Raw genomic sequence first — 25,575 nt, 5'->3', positions numbered from 1 at the left:
CAGCAATCGGCACCGCGACCGGCGGTAAGCAGGAGCGCTCCATGTCCCAACCGCTGCTGATCGAGCACAATGACGGCGTCGACCGGGTGACACTCAATCGTCCTGAAAGCCTCAACGCGCTCGATCCTGCGCTGATCGATGCGCTCAACACCTATTTCCAGGGCCTCCAGCGCAATCGCGACACGCGCGTCGTGGTGCTGAAGGGCGCCGGCAAGAACTTTTGCGCGGGCCTCGACCTCAAAGCGGCGATGCAGCGCCGCGCCGGACAGCAGGAGCCGCCCGGCGTTATGGAGTCGCTGGACTCGCAGCGGCGCATCGCCGACATCGTGATGTTGATGCGGCGCTGTCCGCAGCCGATCCTGGCGCTGGTGCAGGGCGCGGCGGCCGGCGGCGGCTTTGCGCTGGCGCTCGCCTCCGACATCCGCATTGCGACGAAATCGGCGCGGATGAACTGCGCCTTCATCAAGCTTGGCCTCGGCGGTTGCGACATCGGCACCAGCTATTTCCTGCCGCGCCTCGTCGGTGTTTCCGTGGCCTCCGAGCTGATCCTCACGGGACGCTTCATCGGCGCCGAGCGCGCGCTCGCGGTCGGGCTGGTCTCCGAGGTCGTCGACGAGGACAAGCTCGATGAAGCCGCCGAACCTTACGTCGATGCCATCATCACGGCGTCGCCCGTGGGCCTGCGTCTGTCCAAGGAATGTCTCAACATGAGCGTGGACGCCGGATCGCTGGAAGCTGTCATCGCGATGGAGGACCGCAACCAGGTCCTGTGCAGCCGCTCCGAGGAATTTTCGGAAGGCATCAGGGCCTTCCTTGAGAAGCGAAAGCCTGTCTATATCAGGCGCTGAACGACGAGATCCGTAAAGGACAAGAAATTCCGGGAGACGCAAAATGAGTGCGAGCGCGGCGGCGGTGATGACAAAACCCGCCTTTCGCAAGGTGGAGTGGCTGGCGCGTGACATCGATGTCGAGCGCCGCGACGACGGCACGGTGGTGCTGAAGTCGCGCATTCCCCTGCAATCTTACGAGAAGCACCTTCCGGCCTCGCTGGCGAAATGGGCGAAGGAGGCGCCGGAGCGCATCTGGCTGGCGCAGCGCGGCGGCGCTGATCGCGCGTGGCGAAAGGTCTCCTACGGTGAAGCCAAGGACACCGTGGATGCGCTGACGCAAGCGCTGCTCGATCTCGATCTTGATGGCCGCCCGGTCGCGATCCTCTCCGGCAATTCGATCGAGCACGCCTTGGTGACGCAGGCCGCGATGCAGGCGCGGTCGCCGGCGGCACCGGTGTCGCCCGCCTACTCCTTGATGAGCCACGATCACGTCAAGCTGAAATATTTGTTCGACCTGATCAAGCCGGCCGTGGTGATGGTGCAGGACGGCCCGACCTTTGCGAAGGCGCTCACCGCACTCGATCTCACCGGCGTCACTGTTGTTCAAGTCGTGCGGCCTTGCGACGGCATCAAGAGCGTCAGCTTTGCCGAGCTTGCGGCAACGCCGGTGACGGCTGATGTCGAAGCCTCGATCGCAAAAATCACGCCCGACACTGTCGGCAAGCTGCTGTTCACCTCCGGTTCGACCGGCATGCCAAAAGCCGTCATCAATACGCAAGAGATGATGTGCGCCAATGCGGCGATGATGATGCAGGTGCGACCGCGCACGCCCGGCGGCCCACTGTCGACCATGCTCGACTGGATGCCGTGGAACCACACCATGGGCGGCAACGCTGCGTTTCACCCGGTGCTGATCGATGGTGGGACACTCTATATCGACGACGGCCGGCCGATGCCGGGCCAGTTCGAGGAAACGCTTCGAAATTTGCGCGAGATCTCGCCGACCTATTACGCCAACGTGCCGGCCGGCTACGCTGCTTTGGCGGCAGCGATGGAGAAGGACGACGCGCTCTGTCGCTCGTTCTTCAAGAATCTCTCGATCATGGCGTATGGCGGCGCGCGCCTGCCCGACGATCTCTACGACCGCATGCAGGCCCTCGCCGTGAAGACCACCGGCGAGCGTATCGTGTTCTACACCGGCTGGGGCTCGACCGAGACCGCGCCGACCTCGACCGGAACCTATTGGGACACCGAACGCGTCGGCCTGATCGGCCTGCCGTTCCCGGGCGTCGAACTGAAGATGGTGCCGTGCGACTCGAAATACGAGCTGCGCCTGCGCGGCGTCAACGTCACGCCCGGCTATTTCGGCCAGCCTGATCTCACGCAGAAGATGTTCGACGAGGAGGGCTTTTATTGCATCGGCGACGCCGGCATCTTTGTCGACGACGCCGATCCGGTGAAGGGCATCATCTTCGCCGGCCGTGTCGTGGAAGACTTCAAGCTCACCACCGGCACCTTCGTCCATGTCGGCTCGCTCCGCACTGACACGATCGCCGCCGCAACGCCCGTCGTGCATGACGCGCTCGTGGCCGGGCAAGATTTTCCCTTTATCGGCTTGCTGGCCTGGCCGAACCTGCATGCCTGCCGCCAGCTCGTCGGCAATCCCGATCTGAGTTTTGAGGACGCCGTGAAGCATCCGGAGGTGATCGCCTGCTTCAGGCGCGGGCTGGAGGCGCACAACAGGGAATGTGAGGGCGCGAGCAGCCGCATCATCGCTCGCGCCATGCTGATGGCCGAGCCGCCCTCGATCGACGGCAATGAACTCACCGACAAGGGCTACATCAACCAGCGCGCCGGCCTCGAGCGCCGGGCTGTGCTGGTCGAGCGGCTCTATGCCGACAAGCCGGACCAGGATGTGATCATGCTGCGATGAGGGCGCAACTCTCTCCATTCGTCATTCCGGGATGGCCCGGAGGGCCAAGCCCGGAATCCATAGCCCCGGCTCGTGGTTATGGATTCCGGGCTCGCGCTACGCGCGCCTCGGAATGATGGCATCAATGAATGAGAACGAATAAACAAAGGTAAGCCGCCATGAACTTCGATTTCTCTGACGATCAGAAACAGCTCCGCGACCAGGCGCGCAAATTCCTCACCGAAAAATGCTCGCCCAAGGCGGTGCGCGTCGTGCTCGACGGCAAGACGCCCTATGACAAGGAGCTCTGGAAGGGCCTCGCCGAAATGGGTTTTCTCGGTGTCGCTATTCCCGAGGATTTTGGCGGCGCGGGCGCCGGTCATCTCGAACTCTGTGTGATTGCGGAAGAGATGGGCCGGGCGAACGCGCCGGTGCCGTTTTCCTCGACCGTCTACCTCGCGGCCGAAGCGCTGCTGATCGCGGGCCGCGACGCGCAGAAGAAGAAGTGGCTGCCGGCGATCGCGTCGGGTGAGGCGATCGGCACGCTCGCGCTGTTCGAGGGCAAGGGCAATCCGTCGCCGAAGAACGTCAAGCTTGCGGCGGCTGGCGGCGTGCTCAACGGCGTCAAGAAGCCGGTTGCCGATGGCGCGATCGCCGACTTCGCGGTCGTTGCCGCGCGCACGGGATCGGTCGGGCGCGACAGCGACATCTCGTTGTTCCTGGTCGACCTCAAGGCCAGCGGCGTCGAGGTCAAAAACCTCGCCAATCTCGACCCGACCCGTGGCCAGGCCGAGATCACCTTCAATAACTGCAAGGCCGAGCCGCTGGGCGCGGCAGGCGAAGGCTGGAGCATTCTCACGCAGGTGCTCGACCGCGCAGCGGTGCTCTCTGCCTTTGAGCAGGTCGGCGGTGCCGATCGCGCGCTGGAGATGGGCCGTGACTACGCGCTCGACCGCATCGCCTTCGGCCGGCAGATCGGTTCGTTCCAGGCCGTCAAGCACATGCTGGCCGATATGTATGTGTCGGCGACGCTGGCGCGTTCCAACAGCTATTACGGCGCCTGGGCGCTCTCGACTAACGCGTCCGAATTGCCGGAAGCCGCCGCCGCCGCGCGTATCAGTGCAACGCAGGCGTTCCAGCACTGCGCCAAGAACAACATCCAGGTTCACGGCGGCATGGGTTTTACCTGGGAGTTCGACTGCCACATGTACTACCGCCGCGCCAACGCGATGGCCCTCGGGCTCGGCAGCCTGTCCTATTGGGAAGACCAGTTGATCGACCGCATGCGCAAGAAGAACGCGGCGTAAGCGAAGGACAACGTCATGAACTTCGACGACACCCCGCAGGAAGCCGAATTCCGCAGCCAGGCGCGCGCCTGGATCGCGGCGAACGCACCCAAGCAGTACGAGGACGAGCTGCGAAAATCTTCGCTCGGCCGCACGCAACTCAAGAACGCCAACATCCTCGAAGTCGCAAAGGCCTGGCAGAAGAAGAAGGCCGAGGCCGGCTGGGCCTGCCTGCACTGGCCGAGGGACTATGGCGGCCGCGGCTCGTCGCCGATCGAGCGCGTGATCTGGCAGCAGGAAGAGGGCCCGTTCGGCAAGCTCTCCGGCATGTTCATCATCGGTCACGGCATGTGCGGGCCGACCATGATGGCGTTCGCGCGCGAGGAGCATAAGCGCAACTATCTGCCGCCGCTCGCGTCCGGCGAAAAGGTCTGGTGCCAGCTGTTCTCCGAGCCGGCGGGCGGCTCCGACGTCGCGGGCCTGCGCACGCGGGCGGAAAAGGATGGTGACGAATGGGTCATCAACGGCCAGAAGATCTGGACGTCAGGCGCGCATTACTCGGACTACGGCATCTTGCTGACGCGCACCGATCCCAACGTGGCCAAGCACAAGGGCCTCACCATGTTCTTCCTGGACATGAAGAGTCCCGGCGTCGAGGTGCGGCCGATCAAGCAGGCGAACGGTGCCTCCGACTTCAACGAGGTCTATTTCACCAATGTCCGCATCCCCGATCACCAGCGCCTCGGCGAGGTCAATGACGGCTGGAACGTCTCGCTGACCACGCTGATGAACGAGCGCATGTCGATCGGCGCAGGCGTCTCGACCGGCTTCCCTGAATTGTTCGACTATTGCGCGAGCCTGATGTTGGACGACGGTCCCGCGATCGAGGACCGCGCGGTGCGCTCGAAGCTTGCGAACTGGGCGGTGAAGGCGAGCGGGCTGCGCTACACCAGCATGCGCGCGATCTCGGCGCTGTCGAAGGGCGAGCGTCCGGGGCCGGAAAATTCCATCGGCAAGCTGGTCGCGGGGGCGATGATCCAGGACGTCGCGACCTACGCGCTCGATCTTCAGGGCGCGGCCGGCGTGGTCAGCGGCCCCGAAGACGCCGATGTCGCCGGCCGCTTCCAGGCGATGTTGCTGCGCGCGCCCGGCACCCGTGTCGAGGGCGGCACCGACGAGATCATGCGCAACATCATCGCCGAGCGGGTGCTGGGCCTGCCCGGCGACATCCGTGTCGACAAGGACGTGCCGTTCAACAAGATCCCGACGAAGGGAGGAAATTAGCCGTCATTCCGGGGCGCCGCAAAGCGGCGAACCCGGAATCTCGAAGTGAGTAAGCAACCTCTAGATTCCGGGTTCGCGCTGCGCCCCCCCGGAATGACAGAAAGGAAGCAGCCATGAATTTCGACGACACGCCGCAGGAAGCCGCCTTCCGCGAGACCGCGCGCAAATGGGTCGACACCAACGCGCCGAAGGAATTTTTGGCGGAGCTGTCAAAATCCTCGCTCGGCCGCATCCGGCTTGCCGAGCACGATATCGTCGACGTCGGCAAGGCCTGGCAGAAGAAGAAGGCCGAAGGCGGCTGGGTCTGCCTGCACTGGCCGAAGGAATATGGCGGTCGCGGCGCCACACCGATCGAGCGCGTGATCTGGCAGCAGGAGGAGGGCGTCTATGGCAAGCTGACGCAGCCGTTCCAGATCGGCGAAGGCATGTGCGGCCCGACCGTGATGGCCTGGGGCAGCGAGGAGGCGAAACGCCGCCATCTGCCGAAGCTTGCGGCGGGCGACGAGATCTGGTGCCAGCTGTTCTCCGAGCCGTCCGCCGGCTCGGACGTCGCCGGCCTGCGCACGCGCGCGGAGAAGAAGGGCGACAATTGGGTCGTCAACGGCCAGAAGATATGGACCTCCGGCGCGCATTATTCCGATTACGGTTTGCTGATCGCGCGCACCGATCCCAATGTGCCCAAGCACAAGGGCCTCACCATGTTCTTCCTGGACATGAAGAGCCCGGGCGTCGAGGTCCGCCCGATCAGGCAGGCCAACGGCATGCAGGAGTTCAACGAGGTCTATTTCACCGACGTCGTGATCCCGGACAGCCAACGCCTCGGCGCCGTCGGCGAGGGCTGGAGCGTCTCGCTGACCACGCTGATGAACGAGCGCATGTCGATCGGCTCGCGGCTTGCGACCGGCGTGCCTGAAATGTTCGAGTTCTGCTCCAATCTGATGCTGGAGGACGGGCTTGCGATCGACGATCCGGCCGTGCGCTCGAGGCTTGCGAGCTGGGTCGTGAAGTCGAGCGGCTTGAAGTACACGAGCTACCGCGCGATCTCGTCGCTGTCGAAGGGCGAGCAGCCGGGTCCGGAAAACTCCATCGGCAAGCTGGTGTCGGGCATGATGCTCCAGGACATCGCGACTTACGCGATGGACCTCCAGGGCGCGGCCGGCGTTCTCACCGGCACGGACGAGGAAACCGCGCACGGCCAGTTCCAGCAGATGCTGCTGTCGTCGCCCTCGATGCGGATCGCCGGTGGCACCGATGAGATCTTGCGCAACATCATCGCCGAGCGGGTGCTGGGCCTGCCCGGCGACATCCGCGTCGACAAGGACGTGCCGTACAACAAGATTCCAACCAAGGGGCGGTGATCCCTCGCGTCCCCGCATCTTGTAGGGTGGGCAAAGCGAAGAGGCTGGGCAAGTATTCATTGCGGCGGCCGCGTCGTAGAACATCGTTCTTATCGCGTGGGCCCAAGGCGACTTTGATGGAATTTCCTGACTGCCTCCTCGTACAACAACGGATAATTTTCTACAGCATTGAAGATGCATTGGATACTTGCCCAGCCTCGAAGCGTGCCCACCATATGCAGATGCTCCGGGGAGGCACGCCTGCTTGTGGGCACGGCGCTACGGCGCCTTTGCCCACCCTACGAAGAAAAGAGCACGAGCTAATTCATGGATGCAACAGTGAGCCAGAACCAGGACCGCATCGGCGTGCTCGAGGAGCTCCTCAATGAGCGCTACTCCGTCCGCGCTTTCCTCCCCCAGGACGTCGATCGCGCGACCATCGAGCACGTGCTGAGGACCGCGCAGCGCACCGCGTCCTGGTGCAACAGCCAGCCGTGGCAGGTGGTCATCGCCAGCGGCGAGGCCAAGGAGCGCTTCCGCAAGCTGATCTACGCGGAGGCTTCGGGCGGCCTCGGCGACGACTACGATTTCACCCCGCCGCGCGAATATCTCGGCACCTATCTCGAACGCCGGCGCGAGAGCGGTTTTCAGCTCTACAACACGCTCGGCATCGCCCGCGGCGACAAGATGGCCTACGCCAAGCAGGCGCTGGAGAATTACAATTTCTTCGGCGCGCCGCATGTGGCGATCATCCACACCAACGAGCCGCTCGGCATCTACGGCGCGATCGATTGTGGTGCTTATGTCAGCAATTTCATGCTGGCCGCTCAGGCGCTCGGGCTCGGCACGATTCCGCAGGCCGCGCTTGCGCGCCATTCCGGGCTGATCCGCCGCCACTTCAACTTGTCCGACGACCGCCGCGTCGTCTGCGGCATCTCGTTCGGCTATGCCGACAACGCCCACAAGGTCAACAGCTACCGCACCTCGCGCGCAAGCGTCGCCGACACGGCGATGTTCGTGGAAGAGTGATCGGGCGGCTTAAGCACGACCGCCATCACGTTTTCGGACACGCGTAAAGACGGCCGCGGGAACGGCCGTCTTCATCGTCGTCGTCCTGGTCCGATTGACGCCGGCCGCTATCCGCCGCTGCCGCCGATCACGGCGCGCACGGTTTCGTCGGGCCCAAAGTCCTCGGCGCCGTCGACATAGAGCAGCGCGGCGAGCTTCGAGCGGGCGCGGTTGACGCGGCTCTTGATCGTGCCGACCGCGCAGCCGCAGATCGAAGCCGCATCCTCATAGGAGAAGCCGGAGGCGCCGACCAGGATCAAGGCTTCGCGCTGGTCCTGCGGAAGCTTGTCGAGCGCCGTGCGAAACTCCTCAAACTCGAGATGCGCGTTCTGCGAGGGCTGCGTCTTCAGCGTTTTGGCATAGTTGCCTTCCGCATCCTCGACCTCCCGCCGCCGCTTCCGATAATCGGAGCGGAACAGGTTACGCAGGATCGTGAACAGCCACGCCGGCAGGTTGGAGCCGGGCTGGAACGAGTCGATGTTGGCGAGGGCGCGCAACAGCGTCTCCTGGACCAAATCGTCGGCGCGGTCCGCATTGCCGCTGAGTGAGATGGCGAACGCGCGCAGGCTAGGCACGGCCGCCAGGATATCGTCGCGCAGGGAATTCGTGAGAGGCATTAATCCCTCCCAGTGTTGTTGTCGTTAGAGCCCCCGTCATTTTCCACTTGGGGTGACGCTCCCGGCGCATCAAGCTTCTTGATTAGCTCCGCGAACCGGTCCGGAACCCCCTGCCGCACGACATCGTCGTACATGGCGCGCAGTTGGTGCCCAATCCGGGACTGGATCTCCGGTGTCAGGCCTCCCTTGCCGGGGGTCGTGTTTCTGCTGGCTTGAGATTTGAGATCTTTCATGACCTGTTCCACGTTTCCCCGAGTTAAGTCACTGCGAAATCGAGAGGTTTTCTCAACCGGGAGCCGTTCCCTGGATAGGCACAATGCGAGGTTCGATAAAAAGTTCCCCCTCTCGCGGAACTTTTGTTGATTTGGAGCGTAGTCAGTCGTGCAGGGGAACCGGGCCTCCCCGCGGTTATGCTGGTTGAAGTTTGGCCTGAAGATGAATGGAGTGGGGATGTCCCGTTCACAGCTTGTTGCTGAACACCTGCCCTTGTTGCGCCGGTACGCGCGCGCCCTGACGGGCAGCCAGGCCTCCGGCGACGCCTATGTCGCAGCCATGTTGGAAGCCATGCTGGGGGATCCGTCGGTGCTCGACGAGAGCCACGGACCGCGCGTCGGCCTGTTTCGGCTGTTCACCCAGATCTGGAATTCGGTCTCCGTCAACGATGATTCCGAAGTGGCGACCCTGCCGATGCCGCCGGAGCGGCGGCTGTCGAACATCACGCCGCTGCCGCGGCAGGCGTTCCTGCTGCTGTCGCTCGAAGGATTCTCGGAAGAGGAAGTCGGCTACATCCTCGGCACCGACGTCGGCGAGACGCGGCGGCTTGCGGATGCCGCGGGCCGTGAGATGGCGGCCGAGATCGCGACCGACGTGCTGATCATCGAGGACGAGACCTTCATCGCCATGGACCTCGAGAGCCTGGTGAAGAATCTCGGGCACAACGTCGTCGGCGTCGCGCGCACCCATGCCGATGCGGTGGCGCTCGCCAAGAACAGGCGGCCCGGCCTGATCCTTGCCGATATCCAGCTTGCCGACGGCTCGTCCGGCCTGGACGCCGTCAACGAATTGCTGCGAACCTTCGAGGTGCCGGTGGTGTTCATCACCGCCTATCCGGAGCGCTTCCTCACCGGCGAGCGGCCCGAGCCGGCGTTCCTGATCTCGAAGCCGTTCCAGCCGGCGATGGTGTCGGCGGTGGCGAGCCAGGCGCTGTTCTTCCAGCGCAACTCGCGCAACCGCACGTCGAAGGCACCGGCGGCATAATAAGAAAGGCGCCTGCGTCGTAAGAAGGAGCCTGAATCTAGCGAATGGTGATTTGATCCGGCGTGCCGCAAGGTGCGCCGGATTTTTCATGTCGTTTGCCGCGCTTGACGGCCATCGAATTCGCCGCTCATACCTCATGCAGCGGACGCGTTGCAGCCGCAGTGCAATCGGAGACGTGTTCATGGACCAGCAACTCCTCGACCGCCTCGCCATCCGCGACCTCGTCGAGAACTGGGCGGTCTGGCGTGATGCCGGTGATTGGGCGCGCTTTGCGACCGTCTGGCATGAGGAAGGCTGGATGTCCGCCACGTGGTTTCAGGGGCCGGCGCTGGATTTCATCCGCGTCAGCCAGGAGGGGTTTGCCAAGGGCGTGCGCATCCTGCATTTCCTCGGCGGCACCAGCATCGACCTCGAGGGCGAGCGCGCCATCGCGCAGACCAAGATGACCATCTCGCAGCGCGCGCCGGTGCATGACGTGCTCTGCGACGTGGTCTGCACGGGGCGCTTCTATGATTTCCTGGAGAGGCGGCAGGGCCAATGGGGCATCGTCCGCCGCCAGCCGATCTACGAGAAGGACCGGATCGACCCGGTTGATCCCGCCGCGACCCTCCGCCTGGACCAGCAGGCGCTGGCCGCGCTGCCCGAAGGCTACCGCCACCTCGCCTACATGCAGGAGCTGATCGGCTACAAGGTCAAGCGCGACATGCCGGGCCTGACCGGTGCCGAGGTCGAGAAGCTCTATGCCGAGGGGCGGGAGTGGCTCGCGGGGAAGGCGAAGTAGACGCCAGAAAAAAAGTAAGGCGCGACCGGCATCACCACGGTCGCGCCCTACGTCACCGGCTTATGGGGCAGGGGGGAATAGCCGGCTTCTGGGACGACTCCAAGGCCCGGGAGTCGTTCCAAGCGGTTGCAAAATTTTTTTGTGCCGCCTGCGATGATTTTTCGCACACGGTTAAGTGATCTTAACGGCTGAGAACTCCTGGTCCGCTGCTTGCGTTGTTCCCGCGATCGCATGGGGCGAGGGACCGATAGCTATGTCACAGATTTATAAGGGATTTTTGGGCGCGGTCGCGATTGTCGCGACGCTCGGCGCGGTGCAATTGGCCTTCGGCCATGATCTGACCGACCGCTGGCAGGCGGTCGCAGACCAATCCGGCAATGTCGTCAATCGCGCCGGCAAGGCGGACCGGCTCACCGATCTCAAGCCGGAGGCGGTTGCCACCCGCACCGTCTCGATGCGCCTGAACGATCTCGCCGATACGTCAGTGCTGCTGCGAATTCCTGCCGTCATCGAAACCGGCAATGCCAAGCCGCCGATCCCGCCCCAGAAGCAGAAGCAGGGCCGCAACAAGCCAACGATCGCCTGCGAGCCGATGGTCAGCTCCCTGACCGAGGTCGCCAAGCTGCTCCAGCCCGGCCGCTGTGTGACCTGATCCTCAGCGGCCATATCCTCAGCGGCCATGGATAAATCGCCCCTCCCGCCGGGAAGGGCGATATTTCATGTCACTTGATCCCCCGCCCCCTCGCGTTATATCCCGGGTTTCTTCCCTTCCTTTTGACCGGGTAAACGCATGACGACGTCAGATACGGCTGCGCATACGCAGCCTTTCCAGGCCGAGGTTTCCGAGCTTCTGCACCTCATGGTGCACTCCGTCTATTCGGAGACCGATATTTTCCTGCGCGAGCTCGTCTCCAACGCGTCGGATGCCTGCGACAAACTGCGCTACGAGGCGATCGCCAACCCGGCGCTATCAGGCGAGGGCGACGCGCTCAAGATCCGCATCAACCCCAACAAGACGGCGGGGACGCTCACGATCGCCGACAACGGCATCGGGATGGAGCGGCAGGAGCTGATCGACCATCTCGGCACCATCGCCCGCTCCGGCACCAAGGCGTTCGTGTCGAAGCTGAAGGAGGCCAAGGACGGTCTCGGCCTGATCGGCCAGTTCGGCGTCGGCTTCTATTCCGCCTTCATGGTCGCCGACAAGATCGTCGTCCTCAGCCGCCGCGCCGGCGAGAGCGACGTCTGGACCTGGACGTCCTCCGGCGGCTCCGGCTTCGAGATCGCCCGCGCCGATGAGGAGGACACGGCGCGCGTGCAGCGCGGCACCGAGATCGTCCTGCACCTGAAGGACGACGCCAAGAAATATCTCGAGACCTACGAGATCGAGCGCATCGTCGGGGCCTATTCCGACAACATCCTGTTTCCTATCGAGCTCGTGCCGGAAGAGGGCGAGCCGCGCCAGATCAATTCTGCGAGCGCGCTGTGGCAGCGCTCGAAATCGGAGCTTTCGGCGGAGGACTACAAGAGGGCCTACCAGCAGATCGCCTCCGCCTTCGACGATCCCGCAATGGCGCTGCACTATCGCGCCGAGGGCCGCTATTCCTACGCCGTGCTGCTGTTCGCGCCGTCGACCAAGCCGTTCGACCTGTTCGAGCCCTCGCGTAAAGGTCGCGTCAAGCTCTACGTCCGCCGGGTCTTCATCACGGACGACGCCGATCTGTTGCCGGGCTATCTGCGCTTCATCCGCGGCGTCGTCGACAGCGAGGATCTTCCGCTGAACATCTCGCGCGAGATGCTCCAGAACAATCCGCAGCTTGTGCAGATCCGTAAAGCGGTGGCGACGCGCGTGGTGAACGAGCTCGAAAGCCTTGCCGAGAAGGACGCCGAGAATTTTGCAAAGATCTGGGACGCCTTCGGTGCGGTCCTGAAAGAAGGGATCTACGAGGATTTCGAGCGCCGCGAAAAGCTGCTCGCGCTGTCGCGCTTCACCACCACCTCGGGTGAGAAACGCTCGCTCAAGGACGTCATCGCGGATTTCAAGCCGAACCAGACCGAAATCTACTATCTCGTCGGCGACAGCATCGAGCGGCTGAAGTCGAGCCCGCGGCTGGAGGCGGCTACCGCGCGCGGCATCGAGGTCCTGCTATTGTCCGATCCCGTCGACGCCTTCTGGACCTCGATGCCATCGGAGTTCGACGGCAAGCCGCTGAAGTCGCTGAGTCAGGGCGATCTCAACCTCGACCTGATCCCGCGCGTCGACGAGACCGACGAGGCGAAGAAGGACGAGCCGGAGGCGGATGAGGCCGCCACCATCGCCGTGATCAAGGCCGCGCTCGGCGACCGCGTCAGCGACGTCAAGGCCTCGACGCGCCTCACCAGCTCCGCCTCCTGCCTCGTCGCCGACAGCCAGGGCCCGAGCCGCGAGCTCGAACGCATCCTGGCGCAGCAGAACCGCGGCATGCGGACCAAGCCGATCCTCGAGATCAATTTGCGCCATGCGCTGGTCACTGCGATCACAAGGGCTCAGGCCGGCTCCAAGGCGGTCGACGATCTCAGCCTGCTCCTGCTCGAACAGGCGCAGATTCTGGACGGCGAATTGCCGGAGGACCCGGCTGCGTTTGCTGCGCGGCTGAACCGGCTCGTGTTGCAGGGGCTCGGCGGATAGCCGCCGCTTTAGACGTGCGCCATTGCCGCGTGCTCCGCCGCGCTCCCTCGCCCGTTGCGGGGAGGGCGGGCTCGTCGTCGTCACAAAAACGCCGCGCAAATTCGTCGGTCGCGCGAGCTACACCAGGCTCACCTTGCCGTCATCTGTACCTAGGAACAGTCGCCTCCAGCGTGGTGTTATGCCATATGAAGCCGTCGGTAATCCGAGCCGCCGACATGACCGATTCGAGGATTTCTCCATGCGTTTGCCGATCCTGACCCTCACTGCGATTGCCACGCTGTTTGTTGCGGCGGATGCCAGCGCCCAGACCTACGATCCGCGCTATCCGGTGTGCATGCACGTCTTTTCGCCGGGCAACTGGGGCGGTGGCGGGGACTATTACGATTGCTCCTTCACCTCGCTGCCGCAGTGCCGAGCCACGGCTTCGGGCCGCTCCGCAAGCTGCGACGTCAATCCCTACTACGCCTTCAACGAACCGCCGCCGCCGCGCCGGCGTCACAAGAGGGTGCAGTAGCGATCCGCGATGCGGCTTCCGGGGACAATTTTCATGCGTCGCTCATTCGGCCTGATCATCACCCTCGGTGCGTTGCTCATGGCCGCGCCCTTGCATGCGCAGACCTTCGATCCCCGCTATCCCGTCTGCATGCACGTCTATTCCGGCTCGAGCGGTGGCGGCGGGGAGTGGTACGACTGCTCCTTCATCTCGCTGCTGCAGTGCCGCGCCACGGCGGCGGGCCGCGCCGCGACCTGTGATCTCAATCCCTATTATCCCGTCAACGCACCGCCGCCGCGCTGGCGTCACAGAAGAAGCGGCTAGCGCCGGGCGCGGTCACCACTTGCTCACCGCGCAAGCCTCCGGCTAATCGTTCTTGATCCCCGACAGTTCCACCACTTTTCGCCAGCGGTCGATTTCCGCGGTGAGCATGCTGCCGAACTCGTTGGCATTGCCATGCAACGGAATCGCACGTCACTCGCTTTGCTATCGCAGAAACCACCTAAGCCGCACGCCGATCCCGCCAGCCTGGTAAAGGATGACTGGAGTTAATCGTGAGCTAACCGAGTTTTACCTTGTCTCTTAACACCTGGGCAGGGCTCGCCGGTCTAAGCTGCCGAAACAGCAGACACGTTCCGAAAGAATGAACGGCATGACCACCGGCGTCATCGAGCAACCGAAAGCCGCGCGCGCGCCTTCGGCCTCAAAAATCTGGCTGAAGGCAATCGAGCTCACCGCGCGCATCGAGACGCTGCCGGGCCGCCTGTTTGCTGACGTCGTCGCCGATTGGGCGCGGCGCCAACCCGACCGCGCCGCGCTGATCATCGATGACGCAAGCCTCGACTATGAGGGCCTGTCGAAGCGCATCAACCGCTACGCCCGCTGGGCGCGCTCGGTCGGCGTGGCCAAGGGCGACACTGTCGGCCTGATCATGCCGAACGGCATCGACTACGTCGCCGCCTGGCTCGGCATCAGCCGCGTCGGCGGCGTGGTGGCGCTGATCAATACAAAGCTCGTGGGGCAGTCGCTGGCACATTGCATCGACGTCGCAAAGCCGTCGCACATCATCGTCGCGCACGAGCTGACCGAGACGCTGGGCAGTGCGTCGCCGCATCTGAAGACAGAAGCAAAAATCTGGACACACGGCGATGCCCACGGCGAGCGCGCCATCGACGTTGCGCTTGCCGCGCTCCACGACGGACCGCTCTCGCCGGAAGAGCATGGCAACGTCACCATCGACGACCGAGCGCTGCTGATCTACACCTCCGGCACCACCGGCCTGCCGAAGGCCGCCAGCATCAGCCATCGCCGCATCCTCAACTGGGGCTTTTGGTTCGCTGGCCTGACGGGAGCCACGCCGCAAGACCGGCTCTACGACTGCCTGCCGCTGTTTCATTCGGTCGGCGGCATCGTTGCACCCTGCAGCATGCTGGCTGCCGGCGGTTCGGTGGTGATCGCCGAAAAATTCTCTGCCTCGAACTTCTGGCCGGACATCGTCCGGCACGATTGCACGCTATTCCAGTATATCGGCGAGCTCTGCCGCTATCTTCTGAAAGCGCCGCCGTCGGAATACGAGAACCGCCACCACGTGCGGCTCGCCTGCGGCAACGGCCTGCGCGGCGACATCTGGGAGGATTTCCAGGGACGCTTTGCCATTCCCCGTATCCTCGAATTCTATGCTGCGACCGAAGGCAATTTCTCGCTGTTCAACGTCGAGGGGCAGCCGGGCGCGATCGGCCGCATTCCGCCGCTGCTCGCGCATCGCTTTCCGGCGAGCCTCGTCAGGCTCGATCCCGACAACGGTGCGCCGCTGCGCAATGAAGACGGATTTTGCATTGCCTGCGCGCGGGGCGAGGCTGGCGAAGCCATCGGCCGCATCGGCACGGCGGACCAGGGCGGTGGCCGCTTCGAGGGCTATACCGACGCTGGCGAAACCGAGAAGAAGGTTCTTCGCGATGTCTTCGCCAAAGGCGATTCCTGGTTCCGCACCGGCGATTTGATGCGGCTCGACGACAAGGGCTTCTTCCATTTCGTCGATCGCATCGGCGACACCTTCCGCTGGAAGGGCGAGAATGTCGCGGCCTCGGAAGTCAACGACGCCGTGCGCGATTTCACAGGCGTGGTCGACGCCACCACCTACGGCGTCAGCATGCCCGGCACTGACGGCCGCGCCGGCATGAGCACGATCGTCGTGAACGAGGGCTTTGATATCGCAGCGTTGCCCGCGCATCTGGCGCAGCGCCTGCCGTCCTATGCCCACCCGGTTTTCATCCGCATCTCGCGGGAGCTCGACGCGACCGAGACGTTCAAGCAGAAGAAGAGTGAACTGGCGCGCGAGGGATTCGATCCGAACGCGATCTCCGATCCGTTGTTCATGGCCGAGCCGAAATCCGACGGCTATGTCGCGCTGGACCCCGGCGTGTATGCGCAGATCGTCGACGGTTCGATCAGGCTGTAGCGGCACAAATCCGGAGATAGGTCCAATTTTATCTGAATTGTCCAAGAGGCCATTTACTTCTGTCGGGTAAACAACACGGCCGAGGGAGGCGGTCATCAAGAACCGCCGCAACACGAACGAACGATAACAGAAGCGAGCCAGCCATGTCGGTAAGGTTAAAAGTCATTGAAGCGATCCAGCAGATCGCCAAAGAGCAGCACGTCGCGCTGCCCGAACTCTCGGACGATCTGTCGCTGCACGAGACGGGCTTCGACTCGCTCGCCTTCGCCATCCTGGTCGCGCGCCTGGAGGACGAGACCGGCGTCGATCCCTTCACCATTTCCGAGGACGCGGCGTTCCCCGCCACCGTTGGCGATTTCGTGCGGGCCTACGAAAATGTCCCCGCGTGAGATCTTTGCGCTTCGCGATCATCTCGGCGCGGAGCTGAAGGGCCGTACCCTGTCTGATGCACACGACGTCGTGTCCCTGACCGACGTCCTGTCGCAGACCGTCCTGGGGGGCCGCCTGCGCGAGCTGTCCGGCCGCGCGGTCCTGCTGAAGCTATCCGACCAGCTCCGGTCGGGCCTTGTCATGATCGAGCTCGACGGCATCGCCCGTCGCATGCTGTTGTGCCCGCCGGATCTCAACCCGGCGCATCTGGACGCGCTGATCGCGGATGCCGGCATCGATGCCGTAGTCACCGATGAGCCCGATCGCTGGGCGGATGCCGGCGTTCCGCTGGTCGTCACCGCACAATTGCCGCTCGTATCAACCGTTCCCGCTCAGACCGAGCGCGCCACCGAATGGCTGATGCTTACCTCGGGCACGTCGGGTGTGCCGAAGATCGCCGGGCATACGCTGGAAGCGTTGACCGGTGCGATCGTTGCCGAAGGCCCCGCGCGTGCACCGGCGCCGGTATGGGCCACGTTCTATGACATCCGCCGTTATGGCGGCCTGCAAATCTTTCTCCGCGCCGTTCTTTCCGGCGGCTCGATGGTGCTGTCCGACCCGCATGAGGCGCTCGCCGATCACGTCGCGCGGCTCAATGCTCGTGGCGTTTCGCACATCTCCGGCACGCCCTCGCATTGGCGCAAGCTGTTGATGAGCGGTTCGGCCGCGCACTTCGCGCCGCGCTATGTCCGTCTCTCCGGCGAGATCGCGGATCAGGCGGTGCTCGACGGATTGAAGGCGGCGTTTCCGGAATCGTCGGTTGGTCATGCCTATGCCTCGACCGAGGCCGGCGTCGGCTTCGCCGTCAATGACGGGCTGGAAGGCTTTCCCGAAAACTATCTCGGCGATCGCAATGGCGTCGAGATGAAGGTCGTCGACGGCTCGCTCCGCATCCGCTCGAGCCGTACCGCGCACGCCTATATCGGTCGCGACGCGTCTGCGCTCACCGACAGTGACGGATTCGTCGACAGCGGCGACATGGTCGAGCTGCGCGGCGACCGCTATTACTTCGTCGGCCGCCGTGGCGGCATCATCAACATCGGGGGCCTGAAGGTTCATCCCGAGGAGATCGAGGCGGTGATCAACCGTCACCCGGACGTGCGGATGTCACGGGCGAAATCGCGGCGCAGCCCGATCACCGGCGGCATCGTCGTCGCCGACGTGATCCTCGCCGACGGCACCGATCCGGCGCGGGCGAAAGAGATCCGTGAGCAGATCGTCAATCAGAGCCGCGCGCAACTCGCGTCACACAAGGTGCCGGCGGTGATCCGTTTCGTCGAGGCGCTCGACGTCACCCCGGCCGGCAAACTGGCGCGCACTGATGCATAACATTCTCGTCACCGGCGGCAGCCGCGGCATCGGCCTCGCGATCGGCAAGCGTCTGGCCGGCGCCGGCTACAGCGTGATCGCGGCGGCGCGGCGCGAGAGCGATGAGCTCAAGGCTGCGATCGCTGGGTCCGAGGGACGCCTGCATTTCCGCGCCTGCGATCTCGCCGTGATCGATGCGATCCCGGCTTTTGCAAAGCTCGTTCGCGAAGAATTCGGCGCGATCTATGGCCTCGTCAACAATGCCGGTCTCGGCACCGAAGGCCTGCTCGCGACCATGCACAATTCCGAGATCGAGGCGCTGGTGCAGCTCAATGTGCTGTCGCCGATCATCCTCACCAAATATGTCGCGCGCCAGATGATGGCGGATGGTGCGGGCCGTATCATCAACATTTCCTCCATCATCGCGACGACGGGCTACAACGGCCTCTCCGTCTACGGCGCGACCAAGGCGGCCGCCACCGGCTTCACCCGTTCGCTCGCGCGCGAGGTCGGCAAGCTCGGCATCACCGTGAACGCGATCGCGCCCGGCTTCATCGACACCGAGCTCACGCACAATCTGTCCGACGAGGGACGCAAGCGCATCGCCGGCCGCAGCGCGCTGCGGCGCTTGCCGGACACGGACGACGTCGCGCGCATGGTGGAATATCTCCTGGGCGACGGCGGCCGCAATGTGACCGGCACCGTGTTTACGATCGATGCGGGGAACACGGCGTAGTCCCGCCACAATTGAGTTGATCCGGCTCAATGACATCAAGCCGGATTTGGTCGTAAAATGCCCCGCGATCGAGTGGGTTACGTCAATCGATCTGCCCTAATCGACAGGGAGCAGTCCATGACCATCTCAAACATGACCGCTTCGAACACGACCGCCAATCGTGGCCGGACCGAGCAATCCTGCGCGAAGCCGGACGACGTCCACTGCCCGCCGATGACGCATCAAAATTCCGGCGGTCACGGCTATGAGATGTATCCGCAGCAGTTCGTGCGGCTCGTGGGTTGCCACGATGCACCTGCCCCCTCGCTGCGCAAGCGTCAGGACGAGAAGCTGCACTAATTCTACTGCGTCACAAATTTCGGGCGTGGTCGCATTTTGCTTTGGCCGCAACACGGGCATCGCGGCAAGGTTCTGGCGATCGCGTTGGCCAAACGGATGCGCATGGTCGCGATTGAGTTCGGGATGTGACGTTCAGGCCGCAACGGCAGTACCTCTGGGTCGGTAACCTGCGGGAAGGGCAAGTTGCGGGAAGATCGGGGCGTGACGAGGTCCTGAGGGGGGAATCGTCTCCCTTTCGGAGATCAGGAATCCGTAAGCTGCGATGCAGAGCGTTGCGTGATGATGGAAGCCACGCCATCCCCGACCTTCAAAATGCCCGAGGCCGACTTCTTGCTTGAGCTCCTGATAGTCGCGCTCAATGCGCCAACGCAGCTTGGCGAAGTAGACCAGACGGTGAAAGGCGATATCGGCGGGAAGCGTCGACAAAAAGTATTTGGTCGGCTCGGTCTCGTCCTTGGGCCACTCGATCAAGAGCCATTCTTGCGGGCACGGCTCGTGGCGCCTTTCGTCACGCCGCGCGGCACGCACCCGCACCCGCGCAAAGCGCGAAGACATGGTTTCCGCCGAACCTTCTCGCCATTCGATGGTGCGCCAGGCGCGCTTGGGCAGGCCGAGTGCAAGGTCTTTGACTGAGACCGGCCAATGCTTGGCGTCGCGCTGCAGGCGCTTTGGTGGCCGTCCGCGGCCCGACCAAGTCTTCGGCGGCAGCGGTCCCGTCCCGTCTGCCCACACCGTCGTATTCGACAGAATGCCCGCGACGTAAGCCAGCCCCAGGGCCGTGATGTCGGCGCGCAGATTGCTGTTATTGCCATAGCCGGCATCCAGCAGCGCCGCGCCACGCGGCAGACCAGCCGCGCAGGCCCAGTGCAGTTGCTCCAGCGCGATCTCATGCTTGGTCTTGAAGCCAATATCTTCAGGAACCCCCACCTTGCGCAGACGATCGCTATCCTCCGCCCATTCCTGCGGCAGATACAGCCGGTACGCCACCGGCAGGCTCGCATGTTCGTTGGCAATCGACAGCGACACCGCGACCTGGCAGTTGTCCTCCTTACCAAGTTGACCGCAATATTGCCGCGCAACACCGACCGACTGCCGCCCCTTCTTCGGCAGTCCAGTATCGTCGATAATCCACGCTTCGATCGGGCCGTGACGCTCGATCTCGGGCAAGACCTTCTCGCGCACCTTGGCCAAGACGCGTTCGTCGGACCAACGTCCCTCGCCGACAAAATGCAGAAGCGATTGATGCTGGGCGGCCACCCGCGCCGGTGCCGTGACCGCTGCGATCGGTTCGACGCTCTTGCGCTCGCCTCGCAGCATCAGCCCGGTGCAATAATCGCGAAGCGGCTGCTCTCGGTCTTTGTGCCCGATCACGCTCGCAAGCCCCTCGACATAGGCGGCAAATCGCGATTCACTGCTCTTAAACCTTCGGCGATCCATCCTCAGCCCCTACCGCTGGCCTGAATCCCGCCCACTACCTGATTCCTGAATCCCTGGTACTGCGACTTTCTGACTCAGTAGAACTAAAGCATGATCCGGAAAAGTGCGAAGCGGTTTTCCCTCGCGACAAACGCGGGACGCGCTTGCGCGGAGATCATGCTCAAACAACACCTAAAGCGCGATGATGATTCATCCTCATCTCATCGCGATTTAGCGTGTATCGGCGCTCACGGTTCGTGCTTCGGCAGATCGATCCGTTCGTGTGAAAACTCCGGCGGTCCTTCGGTGAGGCGGCGAATGCGGCGCTCGCGTTCGTCCTGCGGCAACGCGGGATCGAGCAGCCGGTCGATCTCGTGCACCGCGATCTCTTCGATTCGGGTGGCGTCCGATCCGGTCGTCAAGTGCGGTGGTGCCGGTGCCGCGGGTGCAGCCCTCAAGCCCAGTTCGACCAGCTTGCAGATCGCATCCGAACGGGTCAGATGATGAGCTTCGGCCCAGGCGTCGACGGCCGAGGTCAGTCCTTCCGGCATCTTCACCGCGCTGACCGCATCGAGCCCGGTGCGCCGGCGCATCGGAGAGGTGGAATCCATGTTGCCGAAGTCAGACACCTCGATCATCCCGCTAAAGGTATGAGTGATCCAATCGTAGTAGCGATCGCCGGGCAACTGTTTGATGCCGATCAATGACGAACTGCGGCAATGCGGCGCGGCGTGACCTTGTTGTCCGGGTCCATTTCAGCCAATGATCGGTAATTCGAGGGGGCGCGCTGGCTGGCGAACCCGGATCGACCCTGCCACGTATCTCTCTCGGACGCGCTTCCCAACCATCCGGCATCACCCGATGACATCAGGCGAATCCTTCTACGGCGGCATTTCAGTCTTCCGCGGCTTCACCAGCCTGATGGATCCCGCGCTCTATTCGCCACTGCCGGACGACTGGACCATCGGCGTCGCCGACATAGTCGAGTCCACCAAGGCGATCGCGGCGCAGCGCTACAAGGCGGTCAACATGGCGGGTGCCGCGGTGATAGCGGCGGTGACGAATGCACTGGAGGGGCGGGAATTCCCCTTCGTGTTCGGCGGCGACGGTGCCAGCTTTGCGGTCGCGCCCGGCGATCTCGATCGCGCCGGCGAAGCGCTGGCCGCGACCGCGACCTGGGTGCGGGAGGATCTCGATCTGAAGATGCGTGTCGCGCTGGTGCCGGTGAGCGCCATTCGCGCGCAGGGCCTCGACGTGCGTGTCGCGCGCTTCGGTCCGTCGGCCAACCTGTCCTATGCGATGTTCTCCGGCGGGGGGTTGGGCTGGGCCGATGCCGCGATGAAGCGCGGCGAGTTCGCCGTCGCTGAAGCGCCCGCCGGGACGCAGCCCGATCTCTCCGGGCTCTCCTGCCGATTCGAAGAGATTCCGGCCTCGCGCGGATTGATCTTGTCGGTGCTGGTGGTGCCGGCGCGCGGCACCGAGGCGCAAGCGTTCCGGAAGGTGATCGAGGATGTGATTCATCTGGTCGAGCGCAGTCCGGATGCCGGCCGGCCCGTGCCGTCGCAAGGGCCGCCGCTGACATGGCCGCCGCAGGGGCTGGAGTATGAGGCGCGCGCGAAGCGAGGCGGCTCGCTGTTCCAGCGGCGCGTCGGCGTGCTCGCTTACACGTTGTTTGCCTATCTCATCATGCGCTTCGACATCAAGGTCGGCGGCTTCGTGCCGAAGCTCTATACGCGGCAGGTGGTCGAGAACTCCGACTTCCGCAAATATGACGACGGCCTGCGCATGATCCTCGACTGCACGCCGGAGCTCGAACGCGCGTTGAGCGATCGCCTCGCGGCTGCCGCGCGCGATGGCATCGTGCGCTACGGCCTCTACCAGCAGGACGCGGCGATGATGACCTGCTTCACGCCGTCGGCGCTGCGCAGCGATCACGTGCACTTCATCGACGGCGCGCGGGGCGGTTATGCGTCGGCGGCGACGGCGCTGAAGGCGATGATGGTGGGAGCGAGTTAGCGTCCCGCCCGCGTCCAGGTCTCGCCGCCGCAGAGCGCGCCGACGCAGCCTTCGACCCGCAGCGCGTCCGCGCCCGTGACGGTGACGCTGCTCGCATAGGTGCTGCCGTCATCGGCATTGTAGATCTGGCCCGACCATTTGTTCGGGCCTGCGGGCTGCATGCCGCTGAACAGCGGCAATCCGATCATCGCCCGCCTGGCGAGCGCGGGATTGGGATTCTTGCTGTCGGTCGCGGGCTGGCCGGTCGCGGTGTCGTAGGGCTCCCTCAGCCAGATGATGACGCCGCAGACGCCGCTGCCGCACTTGCTGATCTTCACGCGCGCATCGCCCGCCTGGGTCAGCCAGGTGCCGCTCGCGTCAGCGCTCTGCGCATGGGCGGGTGCGCCGGACAGCGCAGCCAGGAAAACGGCCAGAACGGCGAATCTGAAAGTCATGGAGAGAGCCCCGGAATGGAGGCGCCTCCATAGCAGCCCATCAGGATAGTGCAACGCCCGATGGAATCACATTCCTGCGCTTATCTGCCTGCGCTCATTTGCCCCAGCGCACGAAGGCGACCGAGGCCGCGGTCGAGAGCCCGAGAACCTCACCACGGCAGACCGCATAGGTCGATGGTGCCCAGGCGTGGTGCGCGGGCGATGTCGAACACGAAAGGCGCCATGTGGTCGAACCGGATACGCCCCTCCGGCTGCTCGCAATAGACGTCGCCGGTAAAGGCGTGCCAGTTGCGGGCCTCGTAGAATTCGACATTGTGCGGCTCGCAGAACAGGAGCGCGAAGCGGACCGCCTCGTTGGCCCGCATGGTGTGCACCGCCGCGTCGATCGCCATCGTCGCGTAGCCGCGCCCGCGGCGATCCTCGCGCGTGCAGACGCCGCCGATGCCGCCGACATGCACCTTGCGTCCGTTCCAGCTGATGGTGCGGAAATAGATGCCGACATGGCAGACAAGGCCGTCCTCGGGTGTCTCGATCAGCACGCGAAGGTCGGCATCGGCCCATAGGATGTGACCCCAGGGCTGCTTCTCGACCCTGTGGCGCGGCCAGACTGCGCTATGCAGCGGCTCCGCGATCGACCACGAGGCGTCGCCGTTCAAAATATCGATCTCGATGCTCATCGCTTTACCTTTCGCCTCTCCGCTCCGTGATGCGTTCGTTCTGTCATAACCGCTTCAAAGGCAATGATATTTTACGGCGAACGACCATGCCCGTTGACGCCCGATTCCTGCGGCGAAGTTGTGCAACCAGGTCGCGCCCGCATTGCAAATAGCGGTATTTAACGGCCGCGGAACCTTCTATAAGGGATGACCGTTAAGCCTCGTTCCCATCAGTTGCGGACAAGAACCCATGACATTCACGCTGCCCCCACTTCCTTACGCCTATGACGCCCTCGGGCAATTCATGTCGAAGGAGACGCTGGAATTCCACCACGACAAGCATCATCAGGCCTACGTCACCAACGGCAACAACGCGCTCAAGGGGACCGAATGGGAAGGCAAGTCCCTTGAGGAGATCGTCAAGGGCTCGTTCGGCAAGAACCCCGCCGTGTTCAACAATGCCGGCCAGCACTACAACCACATCCACTTCTGGAGCTGGATGAAGCCCAATGGCGGCGGCACCAAGCTGCCGGGCAAGCTCGAGAAGAAGATCAACGAGGACCTCGGCGGTTTCGAGAAGTTCAAGACGGACTTCCAGGCGGCCGGCGTCGGCCAGTTCGGCTCCGGCTGGTGCTGGCTCCAGGTCAAGAACGGCAAGCTCGAGATCTCCAAGACCCCGAACGGCGAGAATCCGCTGGTGCACGGCGCCACCCCGATCCTCGGCTGCGACGTCTGGGAGCACTCCTACTACATCGACTATCGCAACCGCCGTCCGGACTATCTGAAGGCGTTCGTCGAGAACCTCGTGAACTGGGAATACGTCGAGTCCCTGTTCGACAAGGCGTGAGTTAGCCATTCGGTCATTCCGGGGCGCCCGCAGGGCGAACCCGGAATCCAGAATTGTGGTGCGAGATTCCGGGTTCGCGCCGTGCGCGCCCCGGAATGGCGAAAATGAAAGGCGGTCGCCAACGCGGCCGCCTTTTTGCCGTGCGGAATGCAGCGAACCAGCCCTGCGCAGTGCGCGCATCGGTCTGTCATCGTACTGTTTGCATCGCGTCGGCGTCGCCCTTAATCAGGACAGGCCTCCCACCGAGCCGATTCCAACCCGTTGTCAGAACCTTCCGCAAAAGACCCGGCGCCTGCCGCGGACGCCGAGTCCGAGCCGCGGCCGGGGCGTGTGCGCAAGCCGATCGGCTGGTCGACGATCATGATCGCGGTGCTGGTGGCGGTGAGCGCGGCGCTGGTCTGGCGGCGTGACGGCACCAGCGGCGTTCTGGACATCCTGACCCACGACCTCTCGCTGTTCGGCGGCATCCTGCCCCGCGTGCTCGCGGGCTGCCTGCTCGGCGCATTCATCTCGGAAATCCTGCCGCACGAAAGGGTGTCGCGCTCGCTCGGACCGAAGTCCGGGCTGAAGGGGCTTTTGATCGGCACCGCCTTCGGCGCGATCCTGCCGGGCGGACCGTTCACCGCCTATCCGGTGGCGAGCGCGCTGCTCGCGGTCGGGGCCGATTTCGGCGCCACCATCGCCATGGTCGTGAGCTGGACCCTGATCGGCTATGGCCGCGCGGTCGCCTGGGAAATCCCGATCATGGGCACCGACTTCACGCTGTGGCGCATCGTCATCTCGCTGCCGCTGCCGGTGCTCGCCGGCGCGCTCGGCCGCTTCGTCTATGTCCGGCTCTATCCGAGGCGTGCGAGCGACGAGGAGACGAATTGAGCGCCGCGCTTCTCATCGACATCCTGCTGTGGGGCTCGGTGCTCGGCGTTGGCCTGATCGCCTTCCGCCGCGGCCCTCCGGTGTTCAAGGCCTCGCTGCGCGAAGGTTCCATGGACTTCATCAACATCGTGCCGCGGATTGCGCTAGGGGTGATCGGCTCCGGCTATATCGCCGCCATCATCCCGCAGGAGGTGATCACCGGCTGGCTCGGGCCGGACAGCGGCTGGCTTGGGGTTGCGACCGCCGTGGTCGCCGGAGCCGCCACGCCGGGCGGGCCGGTGATCGGTTTCTCGATTGGGACGGTGGCGCTGAAGTCGGGCGGCGGCGTGCCGCAGGTGGTCGCCTATGTCGTGGCCTGGGCGCTGTTCGCCTTCCAGCGGGTGATCTTGTGGGAAATCCCGTTCATGCCGGCCCGTTTCGTCTGGTTCCGCTGCGCGGTTTCAGTGCCGTTCCCGTTCGTGGCCGCCGCCATCGCAATGGTGATCGGCAAGCCCTGAGCGGGCGTGGACAGGCGTAATGTTATAATATAA

Annotated in this window: 27 protein-coding genes; 21 read left to right on the top strand and 6 right to left on the bottom strand. The window is 64.0% G+C overall.

The window, feature by feature from the left end; genetic code table 11:
• Window positions 1-41 precede the first annotated feature (41 nt).
• From IVB18_RS44960 to IVB18_RS44935, 6 genes are all read left to right on the top strand, one after another.
• Window positions 42-848 carry an enoyl-CoA hydratase/isomerase family protein gene (locus IVB18_RS44960; protein ID WP_247986483.1) on the top strand — a complete coding sequence of 269 codons (807 nt, stop codon included), beginning with the start codon at window positions 42-44 and terminating at the stop codon, window positions 846-848.
• Between the two features lie 43 nt (window positions 849-891).
• On the top strand, window positions 892-2,763 hold the full coding sequence (locus IVB18_RS44955; protein WP_247986482.1) for an AMP-binding protein: 1,872 nt from the start codon (window positions 892-894) through the stop codon (window positions 2,761-2,763).
• 158 nt (window positions 2,764-2,921) lie between these two features.
• The gene (locus IVB18_RS44950; protein WP_247986481.1) at window positions 2,922-4,049 is read left to right on the top strand and encodes an acyl-CoA dehydrogenase family protein; all 1,128 of its coding nucleotides are present in this window, start codon (window positions 2,922-2,924) and stop codon (window positions 4,047-4,049) included.
• Between the two features lie 15 nt (window positions 4,050-4,064).
• Window positions 4,065-5,312 (top strand): acyl-CoA dehydrogenase, encoded by a 1,248-nt coding sequence (locus IVB18_RS44945; RefSeq protein ID WP_247986480.1) that lies wholly within the window; start codon window positions 4,065-4,067, stop codon window positions 5,310-5,312.
• Between the two features lie 113 nt (window positions 5,313-5,425).
• On the top strand, window positions 5,426-6,670 hold the full coding sequence (locus IVB18_RS44940; protein ID WP_247986479.1) for an acyl-CoA dehydrogenase: 1,245 nt from the start codon (window positions 5,426-5,428) through the stop codon (window positions 6,668-6,670).
• Between the two features lie 306 nt (window positions 6,671-6,976).
• Window positions 6,977-7,678 carry a nitroreductase gene (locus IVB18_RS44935; protein ID WP_247986478.1) on the top strand — a complete coding sequence of 234 codons (702 nt, stop codon included), beginning with the start codon at window positions 6,977-6,979 and terminating at the stop codon, window positions 7,676-7,678.
• Window positions 7,679-7,785: 107 nt separating this feature from the next.
• Here the strand turns inward: IVB18_RS44935 and IVB18_RS44930 are convergent, their stop codons facing one another.
• Window positions 7,786-8,334: a sigma-70 family RNA polymerase sigma factor gene (locus IVB18_RS44930; protein ID WP_092288831.1), complete on the bottom strand. Its 549-nt coding sequence runs from the start codon at window positions 8,332-8,334 to the stop codon at window positions 7,786-7,788.
• A complete protein-coding gene (locus IVB18_RS44925) occupies window positions 8,334-8,567 on the bottom strand; it encodes a NepR family anti-sigma factor (protein WP_247986477.1) in 234 nt (77 codons plus the stop codon). Before IVB18_RS44925 ends, IVB18_RS44930 begins: the two co-directional genes overlap by 1 nt.
• Window positions 8,568-8,784: 217 nt before the next feature.
• On the opposite strand from IVB18_RS44925, the gene IVB18_RS44920 reads away from it, so the two are divergent.
• From IVB18_RS44920 to IVB18_RS44870, 11 genes are all read left to right on the top strand, one after another.
• On the top strand, window positions 8,785-9,591 hold the full coding sequence (locus IVB18_RS44920; RefSeq protein ID WP_247986476.1) for a response regulator: 807 nt from the start codon (window positions 8,785-8,787) through the stop codon (window positions 9,589-9,591).
• Window positions 9,592-9,772: 181 nt separating this feature from the next.
• Entirely contained in the window at window positions 9,773-10,372 is a 600-nt protein-coding gene (locus tag IVB18_RS44915) for a nuclear transport factor 2 family protein (protein ID WP_247986475.1), read from the top strand.
• 253 nt (window positions 10,373-10,625) lie between these two features.
• A complete protein-coding gene (locus IVB18_RS44910) occupies window positions 10,626-11,024 on the top strand; it encodes a hypothetical protein (RefSeq protein WP_247986474.1) in 399 nt (132 codons plus the stop codon).
• A 138-nt stretch (window positions 11,025-11,162) separates the two neighbouring features.
• Window positions 11,163-13,040, top strand: coding sequence for a molecular chaperone HtpG (gene htpG, locus IVB18_RS44905; protein ID WP_247986473.1), 1,878 nt, complete (start codon window positions 11,163-11,165; stop codon window positions 13,038-13,040).
• 238 nt (window positions 13,041-13,278) lie between these two features.
• Window positions 13,279-13,554 (top strand): DUF3551 domain-containing protein, encoded by a 276-nt coding sequence (locus IVB18_RS44900; RefSeq protein WP_247986472.1) that lies wholly within the window; start codon window positions 13,279-13,281, stop codon window positions 13,552-13,554.
• Between the two features lie 33 nt (window positions 13,555-13,587).
• Window positions 13,588-13,857 (top strand): DUF3551 domain-containing protein, encoded by a 270-nt coding sequence (locus IVB18_RS44895; RefSeq protein WP_247986471.1) that lies wholly within the window; start codon window positions 13,588-13,590, stop codon window positions 13,855-13,857.
• A 319-nt stretch (window positions 13,858-14,176) separates the two neighbouring features.
• A complete protein-coding gene (locus tag IVB18_RS44890; RefSeq protein ID WP_247986470.1) occupies window positions 14,177-15,991 on the top strand; it encodes a long-chain-acyl-CoA synthetase in 1,815 nt (604 codons plus the stop codon).
• Window positions 15,992-16,134: 143 nt separating this feature from the next.
• On the top strand, window positions 16,135-16,380 hold the full coding sequence (locus IVB18_RS44885; RefSeq protein ID WP_247986469.1) for an acyl carrier protein: 246 nt from the start codon (window positions 16,135-16,137) through the stop codon (window positions 16,378-16,380).
• On the top strand, window positions 16,367-17,749 hold the full coding sequence (locus IVB18_RS44880) for an AMP-binding protein (protein WP_247986468.1): 1,383 nt from the start codon (window positions 16,367-16,369) through the stop codon (window positions 17,747-17,749). The genes IVB18_RS44885 and IVB18_RS44880 overlap by 14 nt, the downstream gene beginning before the upstream one ends.
• On the top strand, window positions 17,742-18,464 hold the full coding sequence (locus tag IVB18_RS44875; RefSeq protein WP_247986467.1) for an SDR family NAD(P)-dependent oxidoreductase: 723 nt from the start codon (window positions 17,742-17,744) through the stop codon (window positions 18,462-18,464). The genes IVB18_RS44880 and IVB18_RS44875 overlap by 8 nt, the downstream gene beginning before the upstream one ends.
• 117 nt (window positions 18,465-18,581) lie before the next feature.
• On the top strand, window positions 18,582-18,803 hold the full coding sequence (locus IVB18_RS44870) for a hypothetical protein (protein ID WP_247986466.1): 222 nt from the start codon (window positions 18,582-18,584) through the stop codon (window positions 18,801-18,803).
• Window positions 18,804-18,935: 132 nt separating this feature from the next.
• Here IVB18_RS44870 and IVB18_RS44865 read toward each other — a convergent pair whose 3' ends face one another.
• Together IVB18_RS44865 and IVB18_RS44860 are read right to left on the bottom strand one after the other, a co-directional pair.
• Window positions 18,936-20,240 carry an IS701 family transposase gene (locus IVB18_RS44865; protein WP_247984493.1) on the bottom strand — a complete coding sequence of 435 codons (1,305 nt, stop codon included), beginning with the start codon at window positions 20,238-20,240 and terminating at the stop codon, window positions 18,936-18,938.
• Window positions 20,241-20,467: 227 nt separating this feature from the next.
• A complete protein-coding gene (locus IVB18_RS44860; protein ID WP_247991882.1) occupies window positions 20,468-20,857 on the bottom strand; it encodes a hypothetical protein in 390 nt (129 codons plus the stop codon).
• A gap of 223 nt (window positions 20,858-21,080) precedes the next feature.
• Here IVB18_RS44860 and IVB18_RS44855 point away from each other — a divergent pair, with 223 nt between their 5' ends.
• Window positions 21,081-22,235, top strand: coding sequence for a DUF3095 domain-containing protein (locus IVB18_RS44855; protein ID WP_247986465.1), 1,155 nt, complete (start codon window positions 21,081-21,083; stop codon window positions 22,233-22,235).
• On the opposite strand, the gene IVB18_RS44850 is transcribed toward IVB18_RS44855, so the two are convergent.
• Both IVB18_RS44850 and IVB18_RS44845 read right to left on the bottom strand, forming a co-directional pair.
• Entirely contained in the window at window positions 22,232-22,669 is a 438-nt protein-coding gene (locus tag IVB18_RS44850; protein ID WP_247986464.1) for a DUF2147 domain-containing protein, read from the bottom strand. The genes IVB18_RS44855 and IVB18_RS44850 overlap by 4 nt on opposite strands.
• Before the next feature lie 149 nt (window positions 22,670-22,818).
• Window positions 22,819-23,346 carry a GNAT family N-acetyltransferase gene (locus tag IVB18_RS44845; protein WP_247986463.1) on the bottom strand — a complete coding sequence of 176 codons (528 nt, stop codon included), beginning with the start codon at window positions 23,344-23,346 and terminating at the stop codon, window positions 22,819-22,821.
• A 229-nt stretch (window positions 23,347-23,575) separates the two neighbouring features.
• Between IVB18_RS44845 and IVB18_RS44840 the strand changes: the two genes are divergently transcribed.
• From IVB18_RS44840 to IVB18_RS44830, 3 genes are all read left to right on the top strand, one after another.
• Complete coding sequence (locus tag IVB18_RS44840; protein WP_014491764.1) at window positions 23,576-24,172, top strand: superoxide dismutase; 597 nt, start codon at window positions 23,576-23,578, stop codon at window positions 24,170-24,172.
• A gap of 261 nt (window positions 24,173-24,433) precedes the next feature.
• Window positions 24,434-25,045 carry a permease gene (locus IVB18_RS44835; protein WP_247986462.1) on the top strand — a complete coding sequence of 204 codons (612 nt, stop codon included), beginning with the start codon at window positions 24,434-24,436 and terminating at the stop codon, window positions 25,043-25,045.
• Window positions 25,042-25,542 (top strand): hypothetical protein, encoded by a 501-nt coding sequence (locus tag IVB18_RS44830; protein WP_212342110.1) that lies wholly within the window; start codon window positions 25,042-25,044, stop codon window positions 25,540-25,542. Before IVB18_RS44835 ends, IVB18_RS44830 begins: the two co-directional genes overlap by 4 nt.
• Window positions 25,543-25,575 lie beyond the last annotated feature (33 nt).

Origin of the sequence: Bradyrhizobium sp. 186, from assembly GCF_023101685.1 — a bacterium.
Lineage (GTDB): Bacteria > Pseudomonadota > Alphaproteobacteria > Rhizobiales > Xanthobacteraceae > Bradyrhizobium.
The sequence above is the reverse complement of the archived record's forward strand: the minus strand, read 5'-3'. Positions and strand labels throughout refer to the sequence as shown.